General features: G+C 41.2%; 12 protein-coding genes and 5 pseudogenes. 12 read left to right on the top strand and 5 right to left on the bottom strand.

Annotated elements, in window-relative coordinates:
• Positions 1-17: 17 nt before the first annotated feature.
• Positions 18-242 (bottom strand): annotated as a pseudogene (locus tag HMPREF9182_RS11140) (hypothetical protein).
• A gap of 266 nt (positions 243-508) precedes the next feature.
• Between HMPREF9182_RS11140 and HMPREF9182_RS04165 the strand changes: the two are divergent.
• The 4 genes and pseudogenes from HMPREF9182_RS04165 (at position 509) to HMPREF9182_RS04150 (ending at position 5043) form a co-directional block, all read left to right on the top strand.
• Entirely contained in the window at positions 509-904 is a 396-nt protein-coding gene (locus HMPREF9182_RS04165; RefSeq protein ID WP_009754667.1) for a helix-hairpin-helix domain-containing protein, read from the top strand.
• Between the two features lie 359 nt (positions 905-1263).
• A pseudogene (locus HMPREF9182_RS04160) lies at positions 1264-1824 on the top strand (GNAT family N-acetyltransferase).
• Entirely contained in the window at positions 1824-2402 is a 579-nt protein-coding gene (locus tag HMPREF9182_RS04155) for an AAA family ATPase (protein ID WP_009754997.1), read from the top strand. The pseudogene HMPREF9182_RS04160 and the gene HMPREF9182_RS04155 overlap by 1 nt, the downstream one beginning before the upstream one ends.
• Positions 2395-5043 (top strand): valine--tRNA ligase, encoded by a 2649-nt coding sequence (locus tag HMPREF9182_RS04150; protein WP_009443768.1) that lies wholly within the window; start codon positions 2395-2397, stop codon positions 5041-5043. The genes HMPREF9182_RS04155 and HMPREF9182_RS04150 overlap by 8 nt, the downstream gene beginning before the upstream one ends.
• A 248-nt stretch (positions 5044-5291) precedes the next feature.
• Here HMPREF9182_RS04150 and HMPREF9182_RS04145 read toward each other — a convergent pair whose 3' ends face one another.
• The 4 genes and pseudogenes from HMPREF9182_RS04145 to HMPREF9182_RS04135 all read right to left on the bottom strand — a co-directional run bounded on the left by HMPREF9182_RS04145 (position 5292) and on the right by HMPREF9182_RS04135 (position 6730).
• Positions 5292-5585: a DUF5960 family protein gene (locus tag HMPREF9182_RS04145; RefSeq protein ID WP_009443147.1), complete on the bottom strand. Its 294-nt coding sequence runs from the start codon at positions 5583-5585 to the stop codon at positions 5292-5294.
• A pseudogene (locus HMPREF9182_RS10905) lies at positions 5563-5939 on the bottom strand (hypothetical protein). Before HMPREF9182_RS10905 ends, HMPREF9182_RS04145 begins: the two are co-directional and overlap by 23 nt.
• Entirely contained in the window at positions 5936-6094 is a 159-nt protein-coding gene (locus HMPREF9182_RS10745; protein WP_009444010.1) for a hypothetical protein, read from the bottom strand. Before HMPREF9182_RS10745 ends, HMPREF9182_RS10905 begins: the two are co-directional and overlap by 4 nt.
• Positions 6095-6097: 3 nt before the next feature.
• Positions 6098-6730, bottom strand: coding sequence for a helix-turn-helix domain-containing protein (locus HMPREF9182_RS04135; protein ID WP_009443341.1), 633 nt, complete (start codon positions 6728-6730; stop codon positions 6098-6100).
• Between the two features lie 167 nt (positions 6731-6897).
• Here HMPREF9182_RS04135 and HMPREF9182_RS04130 point away from each other — a divergent pair, with 167 nt between their 5' ends.
• The 8 genes and pseudogenes from HMPREF9182_RS04130 to HMPREF9182_RS09915 all read left to right on the top strand — a co-directional run.
• A complete protein-coding gene (locus HMPREF9182_RS04130) occupies positions 6898-7386 on the top strand; it encodes a YcxB family protein (RefSeq protein WP_009754363.1) in 489 nt (162 codons plus the stop codon).
• Positions 7387-7446: 60 nt separating this feature from the next.
• On the top strand, positions 7447-7995 hold the full coding sequence (gene rsmD, locus HMPREF9182_RS04125) for a 16S rRNA (guanine(966)-N(2))-methyltransferase RsmD (protein WP_176605757.1): 549 nt from the start codon (positions 7447-7449) through the stop codon (positions 7993-7995).
• A complete protein-coding gene (coaD, locus tag HMPREF9182_RS04120) occupies positions 7985-8479 on the top strand; it encodes a pantetheine-phosphate adenylyltransferase (protein WP_009754759.1) in 495 nt (164 codons plus the stop codon). Before rsmD ends, coaD begins: the two co-directional genes overlap by 11 nt.
• Positions 8466-9511: pseudogene (locus HMPREF9182_RS04115) on the top strand (SepM family pheromone-processing serine protease). Before coaD ends, HMPREF9182_RS04115 begins: the two are co-directional and overlap by 14 nt.
• Before the next feature lie 166 nt (positions 9512-9677).
• Positions 9678-10199, top strand: a complete 522-nt coding sequence (locus HMPREF9182_RS04110) for a YutD family protein (protein WP_009754914.1) — start codon at positions 9678-9680, stop codon at positions 10197-10199.
• Between the two features lie 9 nt (positions 10200-10208).
• Positions 10209-11297, top strand: coding sequence for a 23S rRNA (adenine(2503)-C(2))-methyltransferase RlmN (gene rlmN / locus HMPREF9182_RS04105; RefSeq protein WP_009443675.1), 1089 nt, complete (start codon positions 10209-10211; stop codon positions 11295-11297).
• Complete coding sequence (locus tag HMPREF9182_RS04100) at positions 11284-11802, top strand: VanZ family protein (protein ID WP_009754675.1); 519 nt, start codon at positions 11284-11286, stop codon at positions 11800-11802. Before rlmN ends, HMPREF9182_RS04100 begins: the two co-directional genes overlap by 14 nt.
• 58 nt (positions 11803-11860) lie before the next feature.
• A pseudogene (locus HMPREF9182_RS09915) lies at positions 11861-12159 on the top strand (transposase); the annotation flags it as partial.
• Between the last annotated feature and the right edge of the window lie 50 nt (positions 12160-12209).

Genomic DNA, 12209 nt, shown 5'->3' with positions numbered 1-12209 from the left:
GAATGTGTTTTTGCGATCTATTGCCCTATTTTAATATTTAACCAGAATGAATAAATAGCGAATGTAAAAATAGCGGGCAAGAATTATTTGATATAATTGCCAAATAATTGTGTAGCTGTATCGCCAAAATAGAGGCTACGCCCATCAATTATAGTGTGTTTGATTTTCCAATTTTGCAGAGAGCAAGTGGCTCATAAAGTCGCAAGATCGATAGCCAAGATAACTGTAAGTGTAGCTATAATTGAATGGTCAATACAGCTGAAGAGCTCGCTGTTACACTAGCTTTTAGAATTCATTGAATTTTCTTCTTTAAGTTTTAATGTGAATCAAATTTGTATATAGATTGTTATCGCATCAAAAAATGTGAAGAAGTAAGCGGTGCGAGACACTTTTAAAGAAATTTTTAATTATATTTTGCTCTATTATCTGGATTTTTTGTGGAAATATTGATAAAATACTTCTATAGGTCCTTGTTACAACGGGGATTTTTTAGTGAAAGGATTTTATCATGGCAAAGAAAGTTAATCGAAAAAAACAATTACGTAATATCCTTCGTCGTTCAGGGGCTTTTTCAAGTTCTGTAACAAAGGTATTGGAAGATACTACGAAAGTGATTAAACACACTGAGAAAGCTGCTCAGGAAGTAGGTAAAGCTGTTTCTCAAAAGGTAGAGCAAGTGGTGAAAACTACAAAAGAAAAAGTACAAAAGACTACGGGCTCTGTAGAAGATTTTGCTGAGAGTCTTGGAGGGCTTTCACTTGAGCGTGCAAAGACCTTTTATGATGAAGGGATTAAATCTGTTGCTGATTTTAAAAATTGGACAGAAAAAGAACTTCTTACATTAAAAGGAATTGGGCCAGCTACAATTAAGAAATTGAAAGAAAATGGTGTTCGTTTCAAGTAATTTCCTTGATTATTGCTTTTTAAAGAGAAACTTGTTACAATAAATCCATCAGAGGTGTTTTGAGTCAGACATTTTACAGAAAGTGGCGGTGCTGAGAAGTCCACAGATGTGTCAAAGCTGGTTACTGATGAGATGATAAAATGAAATAATAAAAGACTTTTTGTTTATTTTTAGGACTTGGCAAGGAGCTGTAGGCTATACTATCGTATGCCGAAGTGATCTAACGATGTCATAAAATATAAACAAGAAGACAAGAGTTGCGGGCGTCTGCCCGAAATTGGGTGGTACCGCGGATTAACACATTCGTCCCTGTCATGGTTATGACAGGGACGATTTTTTATAGAAAGCGAGGGAGAAGGATGACAAGAGTAGAGTTACCAGAAAGAATCGAAACAGAACGTCTCATTTTACGAGTCCGAACAGTGGCTGATGCTAAGGATATCCATGCCTATGCTAGTAGACCAGAAGTCTCCTACCCAGCAGGATTTCCGCCCGTCAAGACCTTGGAAGACGAGATTTATTATCTGGAGCATATTCTCCCTGAGCGCAATCAAAAGGAAAATCTCCCAGCAGGCTACGGGATTGTCGTCAAAGGGACTGACAAAATCGTTGGCTCTGTCGATTTCAACCATCGGCATGAAGATGATGTGCTGGAAATCGGCTATATCTTGCATCCAGACTATTGGGGACGTGGTTATGTGCCAGAAGCAGCGCGAGCTTTGATTGATCTGACTTTTAAAGAAGTGGGACTTCACAAGATAGAATTGTCTTGCTTTGGCTACAATATCCAAAGTCAATGAGTCGCTGAAAAATTAGGTTTTACCCTTGAAGCTCGCATAAGAGACCGCAAAGATGCCCAAGGCAACCGCTGTGATGATTTGAGGTATGGGCTGCTTAGGAGTGAGTGGGAGGTGATTTAATGCATCTTTTCATCATTGGGGCTCCGGCTTCTGGCAAAATGACGATTGGTCAAGAGTTATCTCGACTGACAGATGCTACCCTCTTTTATAACCATCAAGCCATAGATTTTGCACTAGAAATCTATCAGGACTTTACAGAGGAAATGTGGGAGTTTGTTCGAGGGATTACCTTTTCTTTTCTTGAAACAAGCGCTCGGAATCATAGGTCGATGATTTTAACAGACGTAATTGATTTTTCAAATCAGTACCAGCTCCTATATTTGAAGGAAATTCAGGATTTGTTGGATGACTATCATCAAGAGATTCTTTTTGTGGAGTTGGAAACAAGTCTTGAAGAGCGTTTAAATCGAAATCGAACGGAGAACCGGTTAGAGCACAAACCCTTAAAACGACATGTTGAGGTATCTGAAAGAGAAATTTTAGAGACTAATGAAACACTTCAATTAAATTCTCAAACTCAACCGAATGAGTTGCACCACTACTTTAAAATAAATAATACGAATCTGTCTGCAGAAGAAGTTGCTAAGCAGATTCAAGATAAAATGAATACAATAGAGAAAGGACAAACACATGTCTAAAGAACTTTCACCTAAATACAATCCAGCCGAGGTTGAGGCTGGTCGTTACCAAAAATGGCTTGATGCGGATGTTTTCAAGCCTTCAGGAGATCAAAAGGCTAAGCCTTACTCAATCGTTATTCCACCACCAAACGTAACTGGTAAGCTCCACCTTGGTCACGCTTGGGATACGACTCTTCAGGATATCATCATCCGTCAAAAACGGATGCAAGGTTTTGATACGCTTTGGCTGCCAGGGATGGATCACGCGGGGATTGCGACTCAGGCTAAGGTCGAGGAGCGCTTGCGTGGCGAGGGCATTAGCCGTTATGACCTCGGTCGTGAGAAATTCCTCGATAAAGTCTGGGAATGGAAAGACGAATATGCGACGACCATCAAGGAGCAGTGGGGCAAGATGGGGCTCTCTGTAGACTACTCTCGTGAACGTTTTACACTTGACGAAGGTCTGTCAAAAGCGGTTCGCAAGGTCTTTGTGGACCTTTACAAGAAAGGTTGGATCTACCGTGGTGAGTTTATCATCAACTGGGACCCAGCTGCTCGCACAGCCCTTTCTGATATTGAGGTGATTCACAAGGACGTGGAAGGTGCCTTCTACCACATGAACTATATGCTAGAAGACGGCTCACGCGCTCTTGAAGTTGCGACAACTCGTCCTGAGACCATGTTTGGAGACGTTGCGGTTGCGGTCAATCCAGAAGACCCACGCTACAAGGACTTGATTGGTAAAAATGTTATTCTTCCAATTGCTAACAAACTCATCCCAATCGTTGCGGACGAGCACGCAGACCCTGAGTTTGGTACAGGTGTCGTGAAAATCACACCTGCCCACGATCCAAATGACTTCTTGGTTGGTCAACGTCATAACTTGCCACAAGTCAATGTCATGAACGACGACGGAACCATGAATGACTTGGCCTTCGAATTTGCAGGCATGGATCGTTTTGAAGCTCGTAAGGCAGTCGTTGCTAAGTTGGAAGAAATCGGTGCCCTCGTCAAAATTGAAAAGCGTGTCCACAGTGTTGGTCACTCAGAACGTACGGGTGTAGTGGTTGAGCCGCGTTTGTCTACGCAATGGTTCGTGAAGATGGACCAATTGGCTAAAAATGCCATTGCCAACCAAGACACAGAAGACAAGGTAGAATTCTACCCACCTCGCTTCAACGATACCTTCCTCCAATGGATGGGAAATGTCCACGACTGGGTAATCTCTCGTCAGCTATGGTGGGGTCACCAAATCCCAGCCTGGTACAATGCTGACGGCGAAATCTATGTGGGCGAAGAAGCACCGGAAGGCGATGGTTGGACTCAGGACGAAGACGTCTTGGATACTTGGTTCAGTTCTGCCCTTTGGCCATTCTCAACCATGGGTTGGCCTGATGTTGACTCAGAAGACTTCAAGCGCTACTTCCCAACTTCAACCTTGGTAACAGGTTACGACATCATCTTCTTCTGGGTGTCTCGCATGATCTTCCAATCCTTGGAATTCACTGGACGTCAGCCATTCCAAAACGTTCTTATCCACGGTCTCATTCGAGATGAGCAAGGACGCAAGATGTCGAAATCTCTCGGAAACGGGATTGACCCAATGGATGTCATTGAGAAATACGGTGCAGATGCCCTTCGTTGGTTCCTTTCAAATGGTTCTGCACCAGGTCAAGATGTGCGCTTCTCTTACGAGAAAATGGATGCTTCATGGAACTTTATTAACAAAATCTGGAACATCTCTCGCTATATTCTCATGAACAATGAAAACTTGACTCTTGAGCAAGCAACTGTCAATGTAGAAAAAGTTGTCAATAAGGAAGCTGGAAATGTCACAGACCGCTGGATTCTCCACAACCTCAATGAAACTATCAGCAAGGTCACTGAAAACTTTGACAAGTTTGAATTTGGTGTGGCTGGACACATCCTCTATAACTTCATCTGGGACGAATTTGCGGACTGGTACGTTGAGTTGACCAAGGAAGTCCTTTATAGCGACAACGAAGAAGAGAAAGTCATCACACGTTCTGTTCTCCTTTATACTTTGGACAAGATCCTTCGCTTGCTTCACCCAATCATGCCATTTGTGACAGAGGAAATCTTTGGACAAATCTCAGAAGGCTCTATCGTTACAGCTGCTTACCCAACTGTTAGCCCAGTCTTTGAAGACCTTGCTGCCCACACAGGTGTGGAAAGTCTCAAAGACTTGATCCGTGCTGTTCGTAATGCGCGTGCTGAAGTAAATGTAGCACCAAGCAAGCCTATCACCATCCTTGTTAAGACAAGTGATAGTGATTTGGAAGCCTTTTTTAACAGCAATGTCAACTACATCAAACGCTTCACAAATCCAGAACACTTGGAAATCGCATCAAACATCCCTGCACCTGAACTTGCTATGTCAAGCGTCATCACAGGAGCAGAAATCTACTTGCCACTAGCTGATCTCCTCAATGTCGAAGAAGAACTGGCTCGTCTCGACAAGGAACTCGCTAAATGGCAAAGAGAACTAGATATGGTAGGTAAGAAGCTCTCTAACGAACGCTTCGTAGCCAATGCCAAACCAGAAGTCGTCCAAAAAGAACGCGACAAACAAGCCGACTATCAGGCTAAATACGATGCGACCGTCGCACGTATTGATGAGATGAGAAAGTTGGTCTAGGAGTATAATATTTGATATGTATGTACCCAGCCTTTTTGGCTGGGGCGCTTAACATGATATAATAGATATGATTAGAGGAAATTAATATGGAAATATTACTCTATATTATTTAGCGAAATATCTGGAGTTTTATAACTTTAAAAGAGAAGATTAAAATTGAATTTTAGTAAGGTAAGATTCTTTATATCATACCTTTTAGTCTTTCAATTCATTTCTATATACTAAGCTCCCAGACTCAGTCTGGGAGCTTAGTGTTTTATATCTTCTGTGTGGCCTTGATAGTAGTAAACACAGAGTCGTTTTGCTTGGTCTGGACGACTGACGGTAAAGTGGAAGTAATGATCTTTCTGATCTAAACTTTTGGTCTTGGAGAGTTTGAAATAAGTGACCTGGCGGTTAGCCATGTGACGGAGGATATCATCTTCCATGGCCATCAGAGGCTGAGGAAGATTGGAGAATTGATAAAAATCTTCTTGAAATTGATAGTAATTCTGGGAAAAATAATCAAATTGAAGTTCCTCATGTATATTCTGAGTGGTCATCTGTGCCTCCTGGAGCTTGTATTGAAAAAATCTGATGAATAAATAGTAAGGCATTTGTAATGGTCGCCTTCCTGCAGGAGGATCTGTTTACTATCTAGATGAAAGACTGTAGCAGTAATGTCGGTCAGCTTGTCCTGGTTTAGAAAGGTGATTCGGATGGGAACTTGCAGACTGTAGGCTTGGCTGAGCAAGTGGCATTTCTCCTGTATGTCAAGCTGAGTTAACGGGGTTATATCTACTTCTTTTTTGGCTAGAGCAGTGCTGTGTTCAGAAAGACCCCCCAGCCCACTTAGCCATACCCCGATCCTGAAAGTCACGTGCTGACTGATGGGGAAGATAAGAGCGGTCGGTCATGATAAGCCCTCCAAACCTCCAGCAGAATGGCCTCCAGTTAGCTTGCTTCGAGCGATAGTTAAGGCCGATCCTTTAAGCAAAGAGGCATAAAAACTTTTCATATCCACAAAAGCGATGTCTGAATGGGGCTCGCGTGAATAATCAAATAGGACCATCACTTACACCTCAATCGGCAGAAAATGTCCGACTACGATACCAACAATGCTAGGCTGGTCTTCATAAGGAGCAAAGAGATCCTCGTAGTCAGGATTGATAGACTCTAGGCGCAGGCCTTCAGCTTCGCGGTAGACTTTTTTGATATAGGTCTTGCCATTCCACATGAGAGCATAGACGGCTCCATCGTAATCAAATTCTGTCTGTTTCATGAGGACAACAGAGCCGTTGGGATATTTAGGCTCCATAGAATCCCCAGAGACCCAGGATGCAAAGTCATGCTGGATATCTTGATCAAAGTAGACTGTTTCGTAATCTGTCTCATTGTCATAGTAACTGTGCCCGAGACCCGCAGCCAGCTCAACGGATAGAACCTTATAGGCTGTGAGAGAGCTAACATTGCTCTGTCTCTCTAGGAGCCGACTAGCGAGCTGGTCGACTTCTTTTTTATGGGGTAGAGTTAGTAAAGGATAGGTGTAGAGCGCGCTGGTCTCATCTACAAAGTAGTTCTCTTGGACCTTGAGATAGGTAGCTAACTTTCTGAGATTTTTAGCGTGAGGTTCTGCCAGACCATTTTCCCAAGCAGAGTAAGTCTTTCGAGAAATGCTTAACTCTTGGTAAATGGAAGACTGAGTCAAATTAAGCTCTAAGCGTCGTTTTTTAATTTTTCATGCGAAAACATATCACATCTCCTATGTAACGTTTTGAAGGTTACGTATAGTATAGCAGATGAATTTGAGAAAAGCAAGTTCTTTCTTGAGTATTGTTATTTCTAGCAATAGTAAAGGAAGTAAATCGTAGATAGATGTTTCCAATGACAGCAAAGATAATCATGACAGAAGAAGCGTACCGCCGTTTCGCTTGGATCAACTTTTGGCATAAAAAGACAAGAATCATCCCTCTGGTCATTGGTGAGGTAGCTTTGCTTGCAGTGGGGATCTTCAGCCTATCTTTGAATGAGCCCTTGCCGGCTATTGGTATTTTTATTTTCATGCCTATTATGCCATTTTTACTCTATCGTTCTTTTAACCAACAATTCCTCAAGCTCTATAAGGATAACCCTCTCTGGCATGATTTGGAGCAGGAGTTTAGCTTCTATGAGACAGACTTTCGTGTCGTTAATCGGAATAATAATTCCAGATTTGACTACCAAGATATTGTGGCAATCATAGACAAGCCAGAAACCTTTTATATCATGGTTGGCCGATCAATGGGCTTGATCTTGGATAAGGCTGATTGCCAGCCTGAATTAATTGAATTTTTACTGAAACTAAAAGAAAACAGAAGCCTCTAACTTGTGGTCGCTTCTGTTTTTTATCTGCTTCGCTTTTTAAAACATTTGCCTTATGTTATAATACTTTTTATGAGAGTTGTTGCAGGTAAATACGGAGGGCGCCCCCTCAAGACTTTGGATGGTAAGACGACTAGACCGACGACCGATAAGGTCAAGGGGGCGATTTTTAATATGATTGGTCCTTATTTTGAGGGTGGTCGGGTGCTGGATCTTTATGCTGGGAGCGGAAGTTTAGCCATTGAAGCTCTTTCTCGAGGTATGGATACAGCTGTTTTAGTAGAGAAAGATCGCAGAGCTCAGGCTATCATTTCTGAAAATATCCAGATGACCAAAGAAGCGACGCGTTTTGAATTGCTCAAGATGGAATCGAGTCGTGCATTAAATATTGTGACGGGGATTTTTGATCTAGTCCTCTTGGATCCACCTTATGCTAAAGAACAGATTGTGGAGGACATTGAAAAGTTGGAGGAGCGCCAGCTCTTGAGCCAAGATGTCTTAGTAGTCTGTGAGACGGATAAGGAAGTTGAATTGCCAGAGGAAATTGCAGGATTGGGCATTTGGAAACAGAAAATATATGGGATTTCAAAGGTGACGGTGTATGTCAGATAGGATAGGATTATTTACAGGATCTTTTGACCCAATCACTAAGGGGCATGTAGATCTGATCGAGCGGGCCAGTAGGCTCTTTGATAAACTCTATGTAGGAATTTTCTATAATCGGGAAAAGTCTGGATTTTTCAGGATTGAAGCTCGAGAACGGATGGTCAAAGAAGCGCTACAGCATTTGGATAATGTGGAAGTCATCACTTCGCAGAATGAGCTGGCGGTGACAGTAGCTAGCAGAATTGGAGCTAAGACCTTTGTACGTGGTCTACGTAACAACCAAGATCTAGATTATGAAACGAGTATGAATTTTTTCAACCAAGAATTAGATAGTGAGCTGGAGACGATTTTCTTGTTGAGTAAGCCAGCTTATCAATATATCAGTTCTTCGCGCATTCGTGAGCTGATTGCTTTTAAGCAGAACATAACACCATACGTACCTCAAAGTGTTGTCAGAGAAATAGAAAGAGAGTTATATGAAGAAGATTAAGATTTATAAATGGCCGATTATTATTTTTACAACGCTAATTTTATTAGTCGTTTCTTTAACAGTTCCTTTACCATATTATATTGAGGTACCTGGTGGAGCAGAAGATATTCGCCATGTTTTGAAGGTTAACCATCAAGATGATAAGGAACGTGGTGCTTATGAATTTGTGACGGTTGGTGTTCAGCGTGCAACTTTTGCGCATTTAGTCTATGCTTGGTTGACAGATTTTACAGATATTTATTCAGCTGAGGAATTGACGGGTGGTTCATCCGATCAGGAATATATTAGAATTAATCAATTTTACATGGCAACATCACAGAATATGGCCAAATATCAAGGTTTAAAAACAGCCGGAAAAGACATTACGATGAAGTACCTAGGAGTCTATGTCTTGCAAGTATCGAAGGATTCGACTTTTAAGGGAATCTTGAACATTGCTGATACAGTTACGGCTGTTAATGATAAGACATTTGACAGCTCTGAAGAATTAATAAAATACGTTAATTCGCAAAAATTAGGAGATAAGGTTAAAGTGACCTATGAAGAGGATGGACAAGAAAAATCTGCTACAGGAAAGATCATCAAGCTTGATAATGGGAAAAACGGGATTGGTATCGGCCTGATAGATCGAACTGAAGTAAGTAGTGATATTCCGATTGAATTTGCAACAGAAGGAATCGGTGGCCCTAGTGCTGGTCTTATGTTTAGTTTAGCTATTTATACGCAACTTGCAGATCCGACCTTGCGGGATGGCCGTATAGTAGCAGGGACCGGAAGCATCAATCGTGAGGGCCAAGTTGGCGATATTGGTGGCATTGATAAGAAAGTTGTTTCTGCTGCTAAAAGCGGAGCTAGCATCTTCTTTGCGCCAAATAATCCTGTGACAGAGGAGATGAAAAAAGCAAATCCTAAAGCTAAAACAAACTATGAGACTGCACTAGAAGCAGCAAAAAAATTAGAACAGACATGAAGATTGTTCCTGTTAAGACTTTGCAGGAAGCTATTGACTATCTGAAAAATCACAAGAAATAAAGCTGAGACATGATTGTTTCAGTTTTTTATTTATTCTAATAGAATGTGTCAAAATTTTGAAATTATCTGACTTTTCTCAGAAATGACTTTTTAAGAGCAAACGCTTAAAATCTGTCTTCTTTTATAGTATAATAGAGAAGTTATCTAGATAGAAGTGAGAAAATATATGCGTAAAGAAATTGCTCCAGAGCTTTATAATTACAATAAATTTCCTGGCCCTGAATTTAGACAGGTTGGTTCACAAGTATTAACAGATGAAATCCAGTTTGAATTGGTAGAGAATTATCGGGATGCTTTTGATCTTACAGCCTTTAACCAGCGATTTTCAGAGATTTTGACAAAGTTCGATTTCATTGTTGGTGATTGGGGCAATGATCAACTACGCCTGAGAGGATTTTATCAAGATGAAAAAGCTAAGGAGAGCGATGTTAAGATTAGCCGATTAGAAGATTATCTACTTGAGTATTGTAATTATGGTTGCGCCTATTTTGTATTAGAAAATAGGCAGCCGAAGCGAGCTTCTTTTGATAAAAAACACCATAACAAAGTAGATCAAGATTTAAGTTCGAAACGTCGTTCAAAACGTTCTGGACGTCGCGCAGATCAAGGTTCAGAAAAACGTCCACATCATCAAAAACCAAAGTCGACAAAAGAGGTACAACGTCATTTTGTCATTCGACAGAAATAAAGGAGAAACATGAAACCATCTATTTATAGCTTAACGCGTCAGGAAATGATTGAATGGATAGAAGCTCAAGGAGAAAAGAAGTTCCGTGCCACCCAGATTTGGGAGTGGCTCTATCGCAAGCGTGTCCAATCTTTTGAAGAAATGACCAATCTTTCCAAGGACTTGATTGCTAAGCTAGACGATCAATTTGTTGTCAATCCTCTGAAGCAGCGTATTGTACAAGAGTCTGCTGATGGTACGGTCAAATATCTTTTTGAGCTACCAGACGGTATGCTGATTGAGACGGTACTCATGCGTCAGCACTACGGACTTTCTGTCTGTGTAACCACCCAAGTTGGTTGCAACATTGGCTGCACTTTCTGTGCTTCTGGCTTGATTAAAAAACAACGCGACCTCAATAACGGTGAAATTGTAGCTCAGATTATGCTGGTTCAGAAGTATTTTGATGAGCGTGGTCAGGATGAGCGGGTCAGCCATATCGTGGTAATGGGAATAGGTGAACCTTTTGATAACTATGACAACGTACTCAAGTTTGTCCGGACAGTCAATGATGACAAAGGTTTGGCTATCGGTGCTCGTCATATCACAGTATCGACTTCAGGCCTGGCTCATAAGATTCGCGACTTTGCCGACGAAGGTGTGCAAGTCAATCTAGCAGTATCCCTCCATGCCCCGAATAATGATTTGCGGACCAGTATTATGCGGATTAACCGATCTTTTCCTATCGAAAAGCTGTTTGAAGCTATTGAATACTATATCAAGACCACGAATCGTCGAGTGACCTTTGAGTACATCATGCTCAATGAGGTCAATGACGGGGTAGAGCAGGCTAAAGAGCTGGCTGAATTGCTTAAAAATATCAAAAAGCTATCATATGTCAATCTTATTCCTTATAATCCAGTTAGCGAACACGACCAATATAGCCGTAGCCCTAAAGAACGTGTGATGGCCTTCTATGATACCCTCAAGAAAAATGGGATTAACTGCGTAGTTCGTCAGGAACATGGTACGGATATTGATGCAGCCTGTGGCCAGCTGCGTTCCAATACTATGAAGCGTGATCGCGAGAAAGCATTGGTAGAAAATGTTCAGCCTTAAGAATTATCTGACTTCAGATGGTGAGCTGACAGCTAAGGGGCGGAGATTGCTGGTGGGAGGAAGCTGGCTCTATTTCTTGCTACTTTGTATGATGTGCTTTATTCCTCAAGTTCCAGACCCAGGCATGCAAACTCCTGGTATTCAGTATTTTGGTCGGATTGTGGTCTTACTTGTTCCGTTTAATTCTTTTATCAATATCGGAGAGATTACTTCTTTGCTTCAGCTACTCAAGGTTTTTATCCAAAATCTAGCCAATATCTTCTTGCTGTCGCCCTTGATTTTTCAGTTACTGTGGCTCTTTCCCAAGCTACGCAGTAGCAAGAAAATTATCTGTCTCAGTTTTGCTATAAGTTTATCCATCGAAGTGACGCAAATTCTGCTGGATCTTCTCATCAACGCCAATCGAGTCTTTGAGATTGATGATCTCTGGACCAATACTTTGGGAGGCTATCTGGCTTGGCGGGTATTTCAAATTTATCGCAAAAAAATAAAAGATTCTAAGTAGAATTTAACAGCACTCCAAAAGTTAGGTTTTTCTATCTAACTTTTAGGGTGTAGCCCACTACCAACTCTTACTTTTTCATTTTCAAGAGAAACAGGCCAATCATTGCTTTGGACTTATTGAAAACAAACTCAATGTGTCCCTCTGTTTCAGACCATCTTTAAAACCTAAAAGATAAAATCATTAACGCACTGGAACTTTCTTACTCAAATGCAAAGTTTGAAGTCACTAAGCAACATCATCAAGGTCATTAAGCGAAATGCTTTTGACTTCCGAATCTTTGAAAACTTTAAAACCAGAATTCTCATTGCTTTGAACATCAAAACGGAGAGAACACAATTAGTCCTCTCCAGGTTGTAACTTTTTATCAACCTAATACAGTTGATAATGTGCTTTATTCATTGTTCACT

This window comes from Streptococcus sp. oral taxon 056 str. F0418, assembly GCF_000220065.1.
GTDB lineage: Bacteria > Bacillota > Bacilli > Lactobacillales > Streptococcaceae > Streptococcus.
The sequence above is the reverse complement of the archived record's forward strand: the minus strand, read 5'-3'. Positions and strand labels throughout refer to the sequence as shown.

Excerpts from the sequence above, each read along its gene's own strand:
- HMPREF9182_RS04165 (WP_009754667.1), top strand. The coding sequence starts at position 509 with ATGGCAAAGAAAGTTAATCGAAAAAAACAATTACGTAATATCCTTCGT.
- HMPREF9182_RS04155 (WP_009754997.1), top strand. The coding sequence starts at position 1,824 with ATGCATCTTTTCATCATTGGGGCTCCGGCTTCTGGCAAAATGACGATT.
- HMPREF9182_RS04150 (WP_009443768.1), top strand. The coding sequence starts at position 2,395 with ATGTCTAAAGAACTTTCACCTAAATACAATCCAGCCGAGGTTGAGGCT.
- HMPREF9182_RS04145 (WP_009443147.1), bottom strand. The coding sequence starts at position 5,585 with ATGACCACTCAGAATATACATGAGGAACTTCAATTTGATTATTTTTCC.
- HMPREF9182_RS10745 (WP_009444010.1), bottom strand. The coding sequence starts at position 6,094 with ATGGTCCTATTTGATTATTCACGCGAGCCCCATTCAGACATCGCTTTT.
- HMPREF9182_RS04130 (WP_009754363.1), top strand. The coding sequence starts at position 6,898 with ATGTTTCCAATGACAGCAAAGATAATCATGACAGAAGAAGCGTACCGC.
- coaD (WP_009754759.1), top strand. The coding sequence starts at position 7,985 with ATGTCAGATAGGATAGGATTATTTACAGGATCTTTTGACCCAATCACT.
- HMPREF9182_RS04110 (WP_009754914.1), top strand. The coding sequence starts at position 9,678 with ATGCGTAAAGAAATTGCTCCAGAGCTTTATAATTACAATAAATTTCCT.
- rlmN (WP_009443675.1), top strand. The coding sequence starts at position 10,209 with ATGAAACCATCTATTTATAGCTTAACGCGTCAGGAAATGATTGAATGG.
- HMPREF9182_RS04100 (WP_009754675.1), top strand. The coding sequence starts at position 11,284 with ATGTTCAGCCTTAAGAATTATCTGACTTCAGATGGTGAGCTGACAGCT.